The sequence below is a fragment of the Actinomadura madurae genome (genome assembly GCF_900115095.1).
GTDB lineage: Bacteria > Actinomycetota > Actinomycetes > Streptosporangiales > Streptosporangiaceae > Spirillospora > Spirillospora madurae.
This window is the reverse complement of sequence record NZ_FOVH01000017.1, coordinates 80,178-96,170: the sequence shown is the minus strand read 5'-3', so window position 1 is coordinate 96,170 and position 15,993 is coordinate 80,178. Positions and strand designations below refer to the sequence as shown.

Sequence of the window (15,993 nt, the reverse complement as noted above, 5' to 3'; positions counted from 1 at the left end):
CTGAGAACCCCACCACGGAGCCGCTCGTGTCCCCGCAGGTAAGCATCGTCGTCCCCTTCCACACCACCGATGGCCGGCTGGCGGAGTGCCTGGAGTCGCTCGCCGCGCAGACGCTGCGCGACGTCGAGGTGCTCATGGTGGACGACGGGTCGGGCGACGGCGGAACGGTCCTCGCCAAGGACTTCGCCGCGCGCGACGACCGCTTCACGCTCGTCCAGCCCGGTCCCGGCACGGCCGCCGTCGACGCCGGTGTCGAGGAGGCGAAGGGCCGCTACCTCGCGTTCGCCGACGGTGAGGACGCGCTGCCGCCGTATGCCTGCGAGCTGCTGGCCGGGACGCTGGATTCGACCGGATCGGACCTCGCGGGCGGAAACGTCATGTGCCTGGACGGGGAACAGGTGTGGCAGTCGCCGCTCCATGGGGACGCCTACGCGCAGACGGTGAAGTCGACGCACGTGACCGGTCACCCGTCCCTGCTGCAGGACAGGATGGTCTGGAACAAGGTCTACCGGCGCTCGTTCTGGGACGCGCACGGGTTCGAACTCGGGAACGGCCAAGACGCGCTGGTCGCCGTGCAGACACAGGTGCTGGCCTCCGCCGTGGACGTGCTCGACGCGACCGTCTACTTCTGGCGGGACCGTCCGGGGACGGCGACACGGCTGCGTCCCGGCCCGGCGGACATCACCCAGCGGATGGCGACCCTGGCGAGCGTGCGGGATTTCGTCCGCGAGCACGCACCGGACCTCCTCCCCATCTACGACACGTACGCCCTGGACCTGGACGTGCGTGAACTCATGCTCGCCCTGCCCGCCGCCACGTGGGAGGAGCGGGAGCGCCTGGTCGAGCTGGGCGCCGAGGTCGTCGCCGACGCCGGGCGTTCCCCCGCGGCCGGGCTGGAGGCGCTCAGGAGGCTGGAGACGTACCTGCTCGGCGAGCGCATGCTGCCCGAGCTGCTGGAGGTGCTGCGCTTCGAGGAGAACGGGCCGCGGGACGTCCCGCTCGTGTCACGGGGCCGCCTCCGCCCGCGCTGGTACGCCCGCTACCCCTTCTTCGACGACGCGGAGAGGGGCGTCCCGGAGGACGTGTACGACGTCACCGACGAACTCGCCCTGTGGGCGGACGTCGACCGCGTCGAGTGGGACGTCGACACGCTCATCGTCGAAGGCCACGCCCACTTCGACCGGCTGGACGTGTCGTCGGCGGCGGACTCCCGGATCCGCGTCTGGATGCGCGACGTGCGGACCGGCAAGGAGATCAGGCTGCCCGTGGAGCGGAGCCGCCGGCCGGAGGTCACGGCGCGCTCCGGCCAGTCCGGCGTCTCCTACGACTGGTCGGGGTTCACCGTGCGGGTGGAGCCCGACTACCTGCTGGACGGCGACGAGTGGCGGACGGCCACCTACGAGCTGTTCGCCGAGGTGACGACGGCCGGGCGCAGGGCGTCCCGGCGCCTGACCGCGATGGCGCCGGCCGTGCGCTGGACGGCGCCTCGGCAGGTGGACGAGCACGTGGCCGTCCAACCGGCCGCCGGTGACGACGACGTGTTCGTCGTCCACGTCAAGCGCGCCAAGGCCGTCGTCACCCGCATCCGCTGCGAGGACGGCACGCTGGTGCTGACCGGATGGACGCGGCGCGCGCTCGGCGCCGGAGCCGCCATGGTGGCGCAGCGCCGCCACGGGGGGCCCGAGGTCCGGGGCGAGGTGACGCTGCGGCAGTCGGCCGTCCTGCGCATGGCGGAGGGCACCGGGTTCGACTTCACCGCGAAGCTGCCCCTGGAGTTCCTCGGTTCCATCCCGCCCGGCGAGAACGGGTCCGCGCCCTACCGCGCGCACCTGCGCGACGCCGTCGACTGGGACATCCGGCTGACCGGCGAGGGAGGCCCGCTGAGGCTCGCCGTCGCGAGGAACGTCAAGGTCGCCCGGTACGCGCTGCCCGACCGTGCGGGACGCGGCCGGGAGTTCGCCCTCACCCGCACCGCCTTCGGGAACCTGCGCGGTGTGGAGCGAAGCCGCCGCCCGGTCGTCACGGGCGCGGAGTGGGACGAGAACGGCCGGCTCACGCTGAGCGGAGACTTCAGCGACCCTCGAACCCGTCCCGACCGCCTCGTTCTGCGGCGGCGCCGGTCGGGCGACGAGCACCGCGTCCCGGTCACGTGGGAGGAGGACCGCTTCACCGCGGCGGTCACGCCGTCCACGATGGCCGTGTTCGGGACGGACCTGCCGCTGAGCAGCGGCACCTGGGACCTGGTGGCGCGCACGAGTGCCGGCGAGGTGGCCGTCGTCGTCGCGCGTGAGGCCATCCCCGACCTCCCCGGCCCGCGGCGCCTCGGCACGCACGACTTCGCGGTCGGCGTCCACCAGGTCGACGCCCTGACCCTGGAAAGCCGCCCCGCCCTTGAGGAAGACGAGGCGGGCGGCCACGCACAGGTGCTCCTCCAGCAGCGCGACTATCCCGTCTATCTGCGGAGCCCCCTGTCGGACATCGCCGTGTTCGACAGCTACAACGGCTCGCAGTACAGCTGCAGCCCGCGGGCCATCTACGAAGAGCTGAACCGTCGCGAGACCGATCTGGAATGCGTGTGGGTCTCCCAGGACGGCCAGTTCGCGGTCGACGGGAAGGCTCAGACCGTCCTGGCGGGAAGCCGCGAGCACTACCGCGTCCTGGCGCGCGCCCGGTACATCGTCACCAACCAGGGATTGCCGTCCTGGTACGTCAAGCGGGAGGGGCAGACCTACCTCCAGACATGGCACGGCACCCCGCTGAAGCGTCTCGCCTACGACCTGCGGGACATGCCGTACCAGCGCGCCGAGCGCCTGGACTGGATGGAACGGGAGGTGCCGCGATGGGACCTCCTGCTGTCTCCGAGCCCGTACGCCACCCAGGTCATGCGGCGCGCGTTCAAGTACGACGGTGAGGTCCTGGAGACGGGATATCCCCGCAACGACATCCTCAGCACACCCGAGTGGGAGCGCATCGGGACGCGCATCCGCAAGCGCCTGGGCATCCCCCAGAGGAAGAAGGTCGTCCTCTACGCGCCGACATGGCGGGACGACCGGTGCCACCCTGACGGCAGGCGCGGGTTCTCCCTGGAACTGGACGTGGAGACCATGCAGCAGGCCCTGGGCAAGGATCACGTCCTTCTCCTGCGGACCCACCACCACGTCACCGACCGGGACCGTATCGCCACGGACCAGGCCGGCGGCTTCGCCATCGACGTGTCCCGCTACCCCGACATGGCCGAGCTGTACATGGCGGCCGACGTGCTCATCACGGACTACTCGTCCGCGATGTTCGACTACGCCGTCCTGGGCCGCCCGATCGTCCTCTACACCTACGACCTGGAGTGGTACCGGGACCACCTGCGCGGCATGTACTTCGACCTGGAGGCCGAGGCCCCCGGGCCGGTCGTGCGGACGTCCGCGCAGGTGGCCGAGGCGGTCAGGGCCGCGCCCGGCGGCGAGCAGGACTACGCGGACGCCTACGACCGCTTCTTCGTGAAGTACTGCCCGCACGACGACGGCCAGGCGGCGTCCAGGGCGGTCGACCGCCTCTTCGGCGCGTCCTAGGCGGTGCGTCCTGAGCGGTGCGTCCTGAGCGGTGCGTCCTGAGCGGTGCGTCCTGAGCGGCGCGTCCTGAGCGGCGCGTCCTGAGCGGTGCGTCCTGAGCGGCGCGTTCTAGGCGCGCCGTCTCAGCCCGGACGGCGGGCCCGCGCGAACAGCCACGCGCCCGGCCACGACGAGACCGGCAGCCGCCGTTCCAGCGCGGCGGACAGGCGCAGGGCCTCGTTGGCGAGCGGGTGCAGGGGAGCCAGGTCCTCTCCCCGCGCCGTCCGGTTCCTGAGCAGGCGCAGGAACGGCCGATGCAGGACGCCCCTGCTCCACACGCGCTCCAGCACGAGCCCGGCACCCTCCAGCAGCTCGGCGAGCGTGCGGCGGGTGTAGCGGCGCACCCGTCCGAGCGACACGTCATGCGCCGACCACAGGGCCATGTCGCACGGCACGGACACCAGGGCGGTCCCTCCCGGCCGCAGCACCCGCACGATCTCCGCGGCCGCCCGCGCGTCGTCCTCCACGTGTTCGAGCACGTCCAGCGCCAGCGCCAGGTCGTACTCGCACGGCGGGAGCGGCAGGTACCGCGCGTCACCCTCGTAGGCCTCCACGCCGGACGCGCGGGCCAGCACCACGGCCTCCGGGCTCAGGTCGATCCCGGTCGCCCGCCAGCCGTGCCGCATCAGCACCCGGCAGCAGGAACCCGACCCGGCCCCGATGTCGACGCCCGTCCCGGGCACGCTGAAACGCAGCAGCTCCGCGGACAGCATCTCCCGGCGCTCGCGGTACCACCAGTTGCCGTCCTCGATCCGCGCGATCCGCTGAAGGTCGATGGTGTCCACAGGACAAGCCGACGGCATCGGCGGCGGCGCGTTCCACCACCGCCGCCGAACGCGCACGGATCGTTGACCCCGGTTTGACCCGGGGCCGGTACCGGCCGGTCTCCGCGGAGGTCAGCCCTTCTTCCGCCGCCGCAGGAAACGGAAGGCCAGCAGCACCGCGATCAGGCCGCCCAGCGCCGGCACCGCGCGCTTGGCGACCGACGGCCCCGCGACCTCCAGCAGGTCGATCGCGTCGTCCTTGGTCGCCACGTGGAGCGGCGGCCGCGCGGGCGCCGCCTTGGCCGGTCCGGGCTTGTCCGCGGACTCCTCCGGCTTCGCGGACGCCGTCCCGGTCTCGGCCTCCACCTCCGGCTTCGCGGCCTCGGCGGGGCTCTCAGGGGCCGCCGCCGGGGCTTCGGCGGGAGCCTCCGCAGGAGCCTCGGCGGGCGCCGCCCCGCGATCCTCGCCCGAGGTCTCCAGCTCGGCCGCCAGCGACTTCGCGAACCGGTCGATGACCTTGGAACCGACCTCCGACAGGATGTTGCGGCCGAACTGCGCCGGCCGGCCCGTCACGTTCAACTTCGTGTGGACGGTCACGCGCGTCGTGCCGTCCTCCTCGTGCAGCCTCGCCTGGACGGTCGCCGCCGCCGTCCCCGACCCGCGGGCCTCCTTGCCGGACGCCTCCATCGTCACCACGCGGGCGGACTCGTCCGCCGAGACGATGCGCGCGGTGCCGCGGTAGGTGATGGTCATCGCGCCGACCTTCACCTTCATCCGCCCGGCGAACTCCTCGCCCTCGGCCGAGTCGAGGGTCGCCCCCGGCATGCACGCCGCGACGCGCTCCACGTCGAGCAGCACCTGCCAGGCCTGATCGACCGGAACGGGGACGGTGAAATCGTGGTCGAGTTCCATGATCAAATGTCCTTATCGTCCGCGGACCCTGCCGCGACCCTACGGTGGCCGCCCGTCGCGCCGCCAGTGGGGATCCCGACGGCCCGTACCCGGCGGCGCGCCGGCCATGCGGCCGGACGCCCGCGAACCGCGGGATCCGGCCGCACGACCGCGCCGTGCGAGAGGTCAGCCCGCGGCGGCGGCGAGCGCCCGCGCCGTGAGGACCGTCGCCAGATGCGCCCGGTACTCCGACGACCCGTGCAGGTCGGTGGGCGGTTCCGTGCCGGCCGCCGCCTGCGCCGCGGCCGTGCGGAACGCGTCCTCCGACGCGGCCCCGCCCCGGACGGCGGTCTCGACCGCGTCGGCCCGCACCGGCTTCGGACCCATGTTGGTCAACCCGACGCGCGCCTCCTCGATCCCGTCGCCGTCGCGGCGGACCGCGCACGCGACACCGATGATCGCCCACGCCTGCGCCGTCCGGTGGAACTTCTCGTAGTGCACGCCCCAGCCCGCGCCCATCTTCGGCACGCGCACGCCGACGAGCAGCTCGTCCGGCTCCATCGCCGACGTCATCCAGTCGACGAAGAACTCCGACGCCGGGATCTCCCGCTCCCCGCGCACGGACCGGACGAGCAGCACCGCGTCCAGCGCCAGCGCGACCGCGGGAAGGTCGGCCGCCGGATCGGCGTGGGCCAGCGACCCGCCGAACGTCCCGCGGTGCCGGACGGCCGGGTCGGCGACCGTCTCCGTCGCCCGCGCGATCAGCGGCGCGTGCTCGCGCACCAGCGGATCACGGATCACCTGGTGGTGCGTCGCCATCGCGCCGATGACGACGGCGTCGCCCTCGTCGCGGATCTCCCGGAGGCCGTCCACCCGGTCCAGGTCGATCAGGGCGTCCGGGTAGGCGAGCCGCAGCCGCAGCAGCGGCATCAGGCTCTGCCCGCCGGCCAGCACCTTCGCGTCCTCGCCCGCGTCGGCCAGCGCCCGGCAGGCGTCGTCCACCGAGGCGGGACGGACATAGTCGAACGTCGCGGGGATCACTGGGCACCTCCGGCCGAACCGAGCCCGCCGCCCGCGCCGGGTTCGGCCGCGGCGGGCTTCTCCTCCGCGTGCAGCGCGCGCCACACGCGTTCGGGCGAGCACGGCATCGGCACGTCGTGCACGCCGAACGGCCGCAGCGCGTCCACGATCGCGTTGACGACCGCCGGCGTCGAGGCGATCGTGCCCGCCTCGCCGACGCCCTTCACACCCATCGGGTTGGACGTCGCCGGCGTCTCCGTCCGGTCGGTCGTGAACGCGGGCAGGTCCGCCGCCGACGGGACCAGGTAGTCGGCCATGGTCGTCGTCGTGAGGTTGCCCTCCGCGTCGTACACCGCCTCCTCGTAGAGGGCCTGCGCGATGCCCTGCGCGAGCCCGCCGTGCACCTGCCCCTCCACGATCAGCGGGTTGACGACCTTGCCGACGTCGTCCACCGCCACGTACTTGCGGAGCTTCACCATCCCGGTCTCGGTGTCGACCTCTGCCGCGCACAGGTGCGTGCCGTGCGGGAAGGAGAAGTTGTCCGGGTCGAACGTGGCGTCGGAGTCCAGCGAGGGCTCGATGCCGTCGGGCAGGTCGTGCGCGGCGAACGCGGCCAGCGCGACCTCCTGCAGCGTCTTGCCCTCCTCCTGGACGCCGCGGACGCTGAACCGCCCGCCGCTGAACTCAAGGTCCTGTTCGGAGGCCTCCAGCAGATGCGCGGCCACCTTCTTGGCCTTGTCGACCACCTTCTCGCAGGCCGAGAACAGCGCGACACCGCCCACGGCCAGCGAACGCGAACCGTAGGTGTCCATCCCCTTGTGGGATATCGCCGTGTCGCCGTGCAGGACCTTCACGTCCTCGAACGGCACGCCCAGCCGGTCGGCGGTGATCTGCGCCCACGCCGTCTCATGGCCCTGCCCGTGCGCGGACGAGCCGGTGACCACCTCGACCTTGCCCGAAGGCAGCACGCGGACGGCGGCGTGCTCCCAGCCGCCGGCACCGTACGACAGCGAGCCCAGGACGCGGGACGGAGCGAGACCGCACATCTCCGTGAACGTGGACACCCCGATGCCCAGCTGCACCGGATCCTGCCGTTCCCGCCGGTCCGCCTGCTCCGCGCGCAGCTTGTCGTACTCGAACAGCTCCAGTGCCTTTCCCGTCGCCGCCTCGTAGTTGCCCGAGTCGTACGTGAGACCCGCGATCGTCTCGTACGGGAACTCCTCGTGCTCGATCCAGTTGCGGCGCCGCACCTCGATGGGGTCGAGCCCCAGCTCGGCGGCGAGCTCGTCCATGACCCGCTCGATCGCGAACGTGGCCTCCGGACGCCCGGCGCCCCGGTACGCGTCCGTGGGCGTCTTCGTCGTGAAGACCCCCGTGCAGGTGAACGACAGCGCGTCCATCTTGTAGATGCCGTTGAACATGAACGCGCCCAGCAGCGGGATGCCGGGAGTGACCAGCATCAGGTACGCGCCCATGTCGGCCAGCAGATCCACCTTCAGGCCGCGGATCCGGCCGTCCTGCTCCGCCGCGAGCGTGATCCGCTGGATCTGGTCGCGCCCGTGGTGGATGGTCATGTTGCCTTCGCTGCGCGTCTCGGTCCACTTGACGGGACGGCCGAGCCTGCGCGCCAGCAGCAGCGCCAGGACCTCCTCCCCGTACACCTGCAGCTTGGAGCCGAAGCCGCCGCCGACGTCCGGTGCGACGACCCGGAGCCGGTGCTCGGGGATCCCGGTGACCGTGGCCAGCATCAGCCGCAGGATGTGCGGGATCTGCGTGGCCGAGTACAGCGTGAACTCGTCCCCTTCGGGGACGCACAGGACCGACCGCGGCTCCATCGCCGTCGGGATCAGCCTCTGCTGGATGTAGCGGCGCTCGATCACGACCGGCGCGTCCGTCATCGCGGCGTCGAGATCCCCGTTCTCGAACACCCACGTGTAGGACTTGTTCGTGCCCAGACCGTCGTGCACCAGATCGGCGCCGTCGGCGATCGCCGCCTCCATGTCCACCACGGCGGGCAGCGGCTCGTAGTCGACGTCGATCTCCTCCAGGGCGTCGACCGCCGCGGCCCTGTCCCGGGCCACGACGCACGCCACCGGCTCACCGACGTAGCGGACCTCGTCCACCGCCATCGGCGGATGGTCCGGCAGCCTCATGTCCTCCGTCACGACCCACGCGCAGGGCAGCGACCCCTGCTCGTCGGCGAAGTCCCGCCCGCTGAACACCCCGACCACGCCGGGACGCTCCTTCGCCGGGCCGGTGTCCACACCGGTGATCCGGGCGTGCGCGTACGGGCTGCGCAGGAACGCCACGTGCAGCGTCCCCGCCGGGGTCATGTTGTCGGTCCACCGCGTCCGGCCGGTGATGAGCCGGGCGTCCTCCGACCGCTTCCGCGGGCTGCCTACCTCCTGCACGGTCACGGCGTCACCTCCTGCCGGCCCGGCTCGCGCATCTCGCTCGCCGCGCGCCGGACGGCCTTGACGATGTTCTGGTAGCCGGTGCACCTGCACAGATTGCCTTCGAGGCCCTCCCGGACCTCCTCCTCGGACGGGTCGGCGTTCTCCCGCAGCAGGTCGAGCGACGCCATGATCATGCCCGGCGTGCAGTAGCCGCACTGGAGCGCGTGCTCCTCGTGGAAGGCCCGCTGCATCGGGTGCGGGGTGCCGTCGACGCCGAGGCCCTCGACGGTCGTCACGTCACGGCCGTCTGCCTGGACGGCGAAGACGGAGCAGCTCTTCACGCTCAGCCCGTCCATCAGGACGGTGCAGGCTCCGCAGTTGCTGGTGTCGCACCCGACCGGGGTTCCGACCTTCCCCAGCCGTTCGCGCAGGTATTGGACGAGAAGGAGGCGCGGTTCGACGTCGTCCTCGTACGTCGCTCCGTCGACCTCGACACGAATACGTGGCATGCGTTTTCTCCCAGGGACGTCTCGGGGTGGACTTGGAGAGACGTCCCCTGGGCGGGGCGCGCGAATCCGGCCACGTCATCGGGGCCACCTCCGTGGAAGGCGACCCTACGAACCTATTCCGCTGTTGAATCCCGTACTAGCCCCAGACGCGGTTTGTTTACCGACGTCTGGGGCACTGATGGGCGCTAGTGGACGCGGAGTAGAACAGGCCAGGTCTTCGCGCCGACGATGCCGTCGTCGTCGACGCCGCCCCACCGCTGGACCGCCTTCACGGCCTTCTCGGTGGCGTCGTCGAACTTGCCAGTCATGCTCACCTCGGGGTGGCTGCGGGCCAGCAGCAGCCCCTGCACGCTCTCGACGTGCTCGCCGGTGTCGCCCTTGCTCAGCTCGGGGAGCTTCTTCACCATGTCCTCCGTCCAGTTGCCCCCGCCGTAGGCGGGCCTTCCGTAGCCGGCGATCACACCGGAGTCCCGGACGCGCCGCTTCACCGCGTCGCCGGTGTTGCCCTCGATGGTCTGCAGCCGCCCCCCGCCGAGCACCTTCTCGACGACGCCGACGTGGTCGATGGCGCCCACGTTGTTGGTGGCACCCCAGTCGAAGAACACGATGTCCCCGGGCTTGGCCTGATTCACACTGGCGGTCGTCCCGCTGTGCCAGCGTCCGGCCTTCTGGAACGCTTCCGCATGCCAGACCGTGTAGGCGTAGTCCTTGCCCAGGCAGACGGCGTCGTGGTTGCCGCTGTGGCGCGCCCAGTAGGTGACGGCCATGTCGCACCAGGCCGCTCGGAGGAACTCGTCTCCGTGCCTGGAGGCGTACTCCTTGGTGATGGTGTTCGGGCGGCCTGACATGCCGAGCGACTTGCGGGCCTCGGCGATCATTCCGGCCGCGCTCATCCGGAACCCTCCCCACGGAAGATCCCGTCGGCGTCGGGCTCGCCGTAAAGCTCCCTGAGGATCTGCTCCTCGTCGGGTTCGGTGGCCCGGTGGACGTCGGGGTGGACGTCCACTTCGTCCATATGAGTGGCTTCTGTCGCGTCTGTTCTGTTTTGGGGGGTCATGTGCTCCTCCGGGAGCGTCGGCCTTTGCCGTCCCTTCCGTTCCGTTCCGTGGGCGGCTCCCAACCGACCGTAATGGGCCGACCCCTTACTTCTCCGGTTTTCGCCCTAAAACACACCCTTGGACCCCGACACCCTCTCCACCAGGTAAGACGCCGGACGAGGCGGGGGCCCAGCGAGTGCACGCAGGCGATTTCCGGTGGTTAGGGGGTAGAGCCCGCCGTATGTTCCTCTTCTTCTCGTCCAGGTTGGGGTGCTTCGGATCGATGCTCGTGACTCTGGTGCTCACCTGGATCGCGTATCTGGTCCTCAGCCGCTGATTCGGCGCGGATCGAGGGTCTCGGTGTGGAGGATCGCGCCGTCCAGGTCCCGTAGGTGGACGGTCAGGGCCTCGGTGCGCCCGTCGATCCGGACCTCGCCGAAGAACTGGTGGCCCTCGGCCGGGGACGTGTTGGCGCGGGGCGGCGCCTTGACGAACCTGAGCTGCGGGCCGAACGTGCCGTCGAGTTCGTTGGGGCCGAAGGCGCCGGCGTTCAGGGGACCCGACACGAACTCCCAGAAGGGGTCGAAGTCGGTGAAGGACGCCTTCGCCGGGTCGTAGTAGTGGGCGGCCGTGTAGTGGACGTCGGCCGTCAGCCACACCATGTTCCGGACACGGTGCCGCCGCGCGTAGGAGAGCAGGTCGGCGATCTCGCGCTCGCGGCCCAGCGGGGCGCCGTCGTCGCCTTGGGCGGCGCTCTCCTGCGCGGTGCCGTCCGGGACGATCAGCCCGATCGGCATATCGGCCGCGATGATCTTCCAGGTCGCCCGGGAACGGCGCAGTTCCTGCTTCAGCCAGGTCAGTTGTTCGGCGCCGAGGAGGCCGTTCTTTTGGGTGGGGGAGGTGTTCGCGTCGTTCGGGGTCTTGTACGTCCGCATGTCGAGCATGAAGACGTCCAGGAGCGGGCCGTAGGAGATTCGCCGGTACATGCGTCCGGAGCGGGCGGTGCGTATGGGCGTGTACTCGAAGACCGCCTGACGTGAGCGTTGCGCTAGGACGTCCACCCGTTTCTCGGTGTACTGCGGGAGGTCGAGGATCTCGCCGGGGTACCAGTTGTTCACGGTTTCGTGGTCGTCCCACTGGTAGAGCATGGGGACGCGCGCGTTGAACGCCCGGAAACCGGCGTCCTCCAGGTTGTAGCGGAACTGGCCGCGGAATTCGGCGAGCGTCTGGGCGACGGCAGACTTCTCCTGCGTGACGATGTTCCGCCAGACGCGGCCGTCCGGCAGGGTCACCGTCTCGCTGAGCGGGCCGTCGGAGTAGACGAGGTCGCCGCTGCACAGGAAGAAGTCGGGGTCGGCGGTGGTCATGGCCTTGAAGATGCGGTAGCCGCCGAGGTCGGGGTTGATGCCCCAGCCCTGGCCGGCGAGGTCGCCGGACCAGACGAAGCGGATGTCCCGGCGGTCGTGGGGCGCGGTGCGGAGCCGGCCGGTGACCGGCTCGGAGGTCAGCCCCCGGTCCAGGCCGGCCAGGCGGACCCGGTAGTGCAGGTCCTCGCCCGGGGGCAGGCCGCGCAGCAGTGTCTTGCCGGTGAGGTCGGTGTCCGGCGTCATGATCGGGCCGCGCACGGTACGGGCGTGCCGGAAGTCGGGGCGGCGGCTCACCTCGACCAGCATCCGGGCGGGCCGGTCCGAGCGTGCCCACACCACGGCCTCGCGGGCCGTGACATCGCCGCTCTGGACGCCGTGGGTGAGGTTCGGGCGGTCGCGGCGCAGCAGGGCGGCGCCGCCGGGACGGTCGCCGAGCAGGGAGAACGTCGCCCCACCGGTCATGACGAGGCCACCGCGCAGTACGGTCCGACGGTCCATGGGCGCTCCGTTCACTCGATCCATACCCGCGCGCATGCTCTCCACGCCGGGCGGACGTCCGGTGGACTCTGGGTGATCGGCTTGACAAGGGTCGGTTACGGAGTGTCTTCTTGTCTCCGTGACGAAGCGCGTGTCGACCGACAGCCCCGTGGCCCTGCGCCGCGTGGCCAGCGCGCTGTGTCCTTCGTGTTGTCGCTGACCTCAGTTCATACCGGCCGACACACGTACACGAAGGACTTCTTTCCGTGGTTCCCGATCTCACCATGCGTGGCCAGGACGATCCGCACGGCCGCGCGACCATCGTCAGCCCGCCGACCGTCGGGCAACTCGCCGCCCGTGTCCGCGAGCTGGCCGGACGTCCCGGCGAGTGGTGGGGGCTCGTCCGCTTCGACGCCGCCGGGCCGGTGCATGTGCCGCTCGACGGGGAGGCGTGGCTGACCACCTGGCCGCCCGGTCCCGGCGGGACGGTGCACGGCCAGGTCAGCACCCTGATCGCGGGTGAGCTGGCGGCGGTGACGATCACCGGGCGGGGCGTCACCGAGCGGGCGCTGCGGGCCAACCGGGTGCGGGTGCACGGCGGGCCGCACGCGGTGACGAACCCGGGTCCGGCGTTCGCGGTCAGCCTGCACGCCGGTGGAGCACGTCCCGGCGACCTCCCGTCCAGCTGACCACGAGCTTTCCCGAGCGCAGCTCGGCGTGGCCGGTGAGCCGGTCGCGGGAACCGTTCGCGCAGGTCAGCTTGATCTTGCCGGACGCGTCGACCGTCCCGGTGCAGAAGCCGGGCGCGTTCAGGGCGGCGGCGCCCCGGTAGAGGAAGAGCGCCACCCGGCGGGAGCCGGAGCCCGCCGTCGTCCAGTTGCCGTCGAGCGACGACTTCTTCTCCGCGCCGGGCCGCACGCCGTTCAGCACCGGCGGTGTGGGGCGGGCCGAGGCCGTCGTGAGCTTGGACGAGGACGCTGCGGGCGGTTCGGAGTCACTGCAGCCGGCCAGCGAGACCGTGAGCACCAGGGGCAGCGCGAGCACGGCCGGGCGCATGGGTCCTCCAGGAGGTAGGGCGCGCGGCGGGCCCCAGGGGGCGGGCCCGCCGCGCGGGCGCGGGGGTCAGCGCGGGGCGACCCGGACGGTGGTCTTGCGCGGGGCGGCCGGGAGGGCGCCGGGCGCGACCGGGGTGCGGGCCTTCTCGAGGAGTTCGGCCGCCGGGCCGGGCACCGCGGTCTCGGGTGTGTTGGAGGGGTTGATCCCGGCGGCGAGGCTGATGATCCCGGTCAGGTTCATCGAGTTCTCGGACGCGGGGGACGGCAGCCCCATCATCTGGTTGATGACACCGTCCAGGATCCCGAAGGGGCCGCAGCCCTTGGCGGCCGGGACGGCGACCGGCGCGTCGATCGCGATCTGCGCGGCGCCCCACGACATGGCCGGGTTGATGGCCAGGCCGCCGGTCCGGAACGCGGGCGCGAGGTCGGCCTCGATGGGGCCGATGACGCAGGTCGCGCCGAGCAGCTGGTTGTTGAGGTGGACGTTCAGGGACGCCTTGGCGCCGAGGCCGCCGGAGAGCGAGACGTGGATCGGGCCGGCGAGCGACTGGGTGACGGTCAGCCGGTTGACGTCCCACATGGCCGCGGGGGTCTTGCCGAGGATCGGGCCGACCAGCGGTAGCTGGCCGATCAGCCCGCCCGGGACCTCGACCGGCGCGGACTCCAGCTGCCGTCCCGTGACCGGCGGTTTCAGCACGAGGTCACCGGTCTCGTCCGGTTCGCCGATGTAGCCGGTGATGCGGATGGCGCCGGCGGGCAGTTCCTGCTCGAACGAGCCGATCTTCACGCTGCCGCCGGTGGTGACCTGGGTCTGGCAGATCTGCCCGGCCGGGCACTGGTTCATGAACCGGGCCGCGCCGTTGGGCGAGCTGCCGGCCCTGGTGGGCGGGACGGCGGGGTTGCGGGTCCCGGCGGGCGGTGCGGCCGGGTCGAGGTGGCCGATCAGGCCGCGTCCGGGCTCGGTGAACCACAGGTGCCCGCCGGGTCCGCTGATGATCCGGGCGGGGGCGGACAGCGTCGCCGGCAGCGGGTGCTCGCGCATCGCGCCGGACAGCGGGTCGACGCTCGCGATGTTGCTGGCGGCCATCTCGGTGATCCAGAGTCTGCCGTCCGGGCCGGCGGTGATGCCGCTGGGCATGGAGTCGGCGACGGGGGTGGCGTACTCGGTGACCGCGTGCGTGACGGGGTCGATGCGGCCGACCTTGCCCGCGCCGGGCTCGGTGAACCAGAGGTCGCCGTCGGGACCGGTGACGATGCCGCCCATGACGGGGCTGCCGTTGCGGCCGTTCGGCGTCGGGTAGGACGCGACCGCGCCGGTGGCGGGGTCGAGGCGGCCGATCGTGCCGCCGTTCGTGGTGAACCAGATGGCCCGGTCGGGGCCGGTGGTGAGCTCGACGGGGACGAGTCCCGTGGCGTAGGCGGTGACGGTGCCGGACGCGTCGATGCGCCCGATGGAGCCGGAGGAGCGGCCGGTGAACCACATGGCGCCGTCCGGTCCGGCGGTGATCCCGGTGACCTGGGCGTTGCGGAAGCTCACGGTGCCGGTGGTGGGCAGCTCGTAGAGGGTGGACGCGCCGGTCGCGGGGTCCACGCGGCCGACCCGCGGGACGCTGGTGGACAGGTCGGTGAACCAGAGCGACCCGTCCGGCGCGGCGGCCATCGCGTCGGGGATGCCGAGCAGGTCCCTGGAGTTGGGGCCGACGGCGTACTCGGTGACCTTGCCGGCGGCGTCGACACGGCCGATGCCGCCGCTGTTCGCGGCGTACCAGACGGTCCCGCCGGGGCCGGCGGCGAGGCCGGACGGCACGACGTCCGGGACCGGAAGGGCGATCTGGGTGACCGGGCCCGCGGCGGCGGCGACGCCCGGGACGGCGGTCAGGGCGCCCGCGGCGAGCGCCAGCGCCGCGGCGAGGGAGAGGGCTTTCCTGCGTCGATGGCGCATCGCCACCGCCTCCTTGGGAACCGTGGAACCCCGAGTCCGAGACAAGATCCACCGCCACTAGAAACCCGTAGGTTTTTCACGTCAAGACGCCGGATGATCTCGGGCCGTTTCCGGTCAGGAGGTCAACCGGCGGACCGCGGCGGGGGTCGTCGGCACGTCCAGGAGCCGGAGGCGCCGGTCAGGCGGGATCGAGGAACGCGGACGCGGTCTCACGGCCGGCGAAGGGGAGCAGCGCGAAGTAGGTGAGCGGCGCCAGCAGCGCCGGCAGATCCTCCGTCTCGTCCGTCTCCATCCGGACGTGGATCGCGCTGTAGACGCCGCCGACGATCGCGTCCACCACCGCGACCGGGACGGGCGGCAGCGACGGATCGGTGAAGAAGGCGCGGAACCGCGCGAGGTTGTCGATGCGCGCCCGCCGGACCTGCGGGCCGGCCGCGTTCACCTCCACCAGCGACGCCCGCGCGAACCGCGGCTCGCGGGCGAGGACGGCGAGCAGCGTGCGCAGCGCCGCGTGGATCCCCTCCGGCCAGGACGGCGCGGACTCGTACGCCTGCGTCATGCGGCCGAGCAGGATGTCCATGCCGCGCCGGTAGGCGGCGAGGAAGCAGTCGTCCAGGTCGGTGAAGTGCGCGTAGAACGTCTTCTTGGTGACGCCCGCGCCCTCGGTCACGCGGCTGATCGTGGTGTGGGCGTAGCCGCGCTCGGACACGATCTGGACGAACGCGTCGATCAGGCGCTCCCGCTGGATGCCGGCGACGGTCTCGGGGGACAGGCCGTGCCGTCCGGGCTTGATGGCGCGGCCGGGGTCGAGCGCGGAGCGGGATCCGGGCAGCACGTCCGCGCACCCCTCCGGGTTCCCGGCCTGCCCCGACATCCGACCTCGTTCCGTCACCTGCCGTCGAGATCACACTACTCGGCGTTCCCGGCGGGCAG

The 15,993-nt window shown here is 71.9% G+C and carries 13 protein-coding genes; 2 read left to right on the top strand and 11 right to left on the bottom strand.

Going from position 1 to position 15,993, the window contains the following annotated elements:
* Positions 1-26 precede the first annotated feature (26 nt).
* Positions 27-3,563 carry a bifunctional glycosyltransferase/CDP-glycerol:glycerophosphate glycerophosphotransferase gene (locus BM339_RS36595; RefSeq protein WP_075023873.1) on the top strand — a complete coding sequence of 1,179 codons (3,537 nt, stop codon included), beginning with the start codon at positions 27-29 and terminating at the stop codon, positions 3,561-3,563.
* Positions 3,564-3,685: 122 nt separating this feature from the next.
* Here BM339_RS36595 and BM339_RS36590 read toward each other — a convergent pair whose 3' ends face one another.
* The 8 genes from BM339_RS36590 to BM339_RS36560 form a co-directional block, all read right to left on the bottom strand.
* The gene (locus BM339_RS36590) at positions 3,686-4,387 is read right to left on the bottom strand and encodes a class I SAM-dependent methyltransferase (protein WP_021594087.1); all 702 of its coding nucleotides are present in this window, start codon (positions 4,385-4,387) and stop codon (positions 3,686-3,688) included.
* A 111-nt stretch (positions 4,388-4,498) separates the two neighbouring features.
* Positions 4,499-5,278, bottom strand: a complete 780-nt coding sequence (locus BM339_RS36585) for an SRPBCC family protein (protein WP_024934163.1) — start codon at positions 5,276-5,278, stop codon at positions 4,499-4,501.
* A gap of 165 nt (positions 5,279-5,443) precedes the next feature.
* Positions 5,444-6,298, bottom strand: coding sequence for an FAD binding domain-containing protein (locus BM339_RS36580; RefSeq protein WP_075023872.1), 855 nt, complete (start codon positions 6,296-6,298; stop codon positions 5,444-5,446).
* Positions 6,295-8,694 carry a xanthine dehydrogenase family protein molybdopterin-binding subunit gene (locus tag BM339_RS36575; protein ID WP_075023871.1) on the bottom strand — a complete coding sequence of 800 codons (2,400 nt, stop codon included), beginning with the start codon at positions 8,692-8,694 and terminating at the stop codon, positions 6,295-6,297. Before BM339_RS36575 ends, BM339_RS36580 begins: the two co-directional genes overlap by 4 nt.
* A complete protein-coding gene (locus BM339_RS36570; RefSeq protein ID WP_021594083.1) occupies positions 8,691-9,182 on the bottom strand; it encodes a (2Fe-2S)-binding protein in 492 nt (163 codons plus the stop codon). The genes BM339_RS36575 and BM339_RS36570 overlap by 4 nt, the downstream gene beginning before the upstream one ends.
* Before the next feature lie 185 nt (positions 9,183-9,367).
* Positions 9,368-10,075 (bottom strand): CHAP domain-containing protein, encoded by a 708-nt coding sequence (locus BM339_RS36565; protein WP_021594082.1) that lies wholly within the window; start codon positions 10,073-10,075, stop codon positions 9,368-9,370.
* Complete coding sequence (locus BM339_RS51935) at positions 10,072-10,197, bottom strand: hypothetical protein (RefSeq protein ID WP_021594081.1); 126 nt, start codon at positions 10,195-10,197, stop codon at positions 10,072-10,074. Before BM339_RS51935 ends, BM339_RS36565 begins: the two co-directional genes overlap by 4 nt.
* 348 nt (positions 10,198-10,545) lie before the next feature.
* On the bottom strand, positions 10,546-12,084 hold the full coding sequence (locus tag BM339_RS36560) for an alkaline phosphatase D family protein (protein ID WP_075023870.1): 1,539 nt from the start codon (positions 12,082-12,084) through the stop codon (positions 10,546-10,548).
* A gap of 245 nt (positions 12,085-12,329) precedes the next feature.
* Between BM339_RS36560 and BM339_RS36555 the strand changes: the two genes are divergently transcribed.
* A complete protein-coding gene (locus BM339_RS36555) occupies positions 12,330-12,752 on the top strand; it encodes a cupin domain-containing protein (protein ID WP_075023869.1) in 423 nt (140 codons plus the stop codon).
* Here the strand turns inward: BM339_RS36555 and BM339_RS36550 are convergent.
* The 3 genes from BM339_RS36550 to BM339_RS36540 form a co-directional block, all read right to left on the bottom strand.
* Positions 12,703-13,119 carry a hypothetical protein gene (locus BM339_RS36550; RefSeq protein WP_075023868.1) on the bottom strand — a complete coding sequence of 139 codons (417 nt, stop codon included), beginning with the start codon at positions 13,117-13,119 and terminating at the stop codon, positions 12,703-12,705. The two genes, BM339_RS36555 and BM339_RS36550, sit on opposite strands and share 50 nt — an antisense overlap.
* Positions 13,120-13,185: 66 nt before the next feature.
* Positions 13,186-15,060, bottom strand: a complete 1,875-nt coding sequence (locus BM339_RS36545) for a Vgb family protein (protein WP_075023867.1) — start codon at positions 15,058-15,060, stop codon at positions 13,186-13,188.
* Between the two features lie 178 nt (positions 15,061-15,238).
* Complete coding sequence (locus tag BM339_RS36540) at positions 15,239-15,934, bottom strand: TetR/AcrR family transcriptional regulator (protein ID WP_075023866.1); 696 nt, start codon at positions 15,932-15,934, stop codon at positions 15,239-15,241.
* Positions 15,935-15,993: the final 59 nt, after the last annotated feature.

Coding starts and splice junctions, on each gene's coding strand:
- BM339_RS36540 (WP_075023866.1), bottom strand. CDS start 15,934: ATGTCGGGGCAGGCCGGGAACCCGGAGGGGTGCGCGGACGTGCTGCCC.
- BM339_RS36570 (WP_021594083.1), bottom strand. CDS start 9,182: ATGCCACGTATTCGTGTCGAGGTCGACGGAGCGACGTACGAGGACGAC.
- BM339_RS36560 (WP_075023870.1), bottom strand. CDS start 12,084: ATGGACCGTCGGACCGTACTGCGCGGTGGCCTCGTCATGACCGGTGGG.
- BM339_RS36585 (WP_024934163.1), bottom strand. CDS start 5,278: ATGGAACTCGACCACGATTTCACCGTCCCCGTTCCGGTCGATCAGGCC.
- BM339_RS36565 (WP_021594082.1), bottom strand. CDS start 10,075: ATGAGCGCGGCCGGAATGATCGCCGAGGCCCGCAAGTCGCTCGGCATG.
- BM339_RS36550 (WP_075023868.1), bottom strand. CDS start 13,119: ATGCGCCCGGCCGTGCTCGCGCTGCCCCTGGTGCTCACGGTCTCGCTG.
- BM339_RS36545 (WP_075023867.1), bottom strand. CDS start 15,060: ATGCGCCATCGACGCAGGAAAGCCCTCTCCCTCGCCGCGGCGCTGGCG.
- BM339_RS51935 (WP_021594081.1), bottom strand. CDS start 10,197: ATGGACGAAGTGGACGTCCACCCCGACGTCCACCGGGCCACCGAACCC.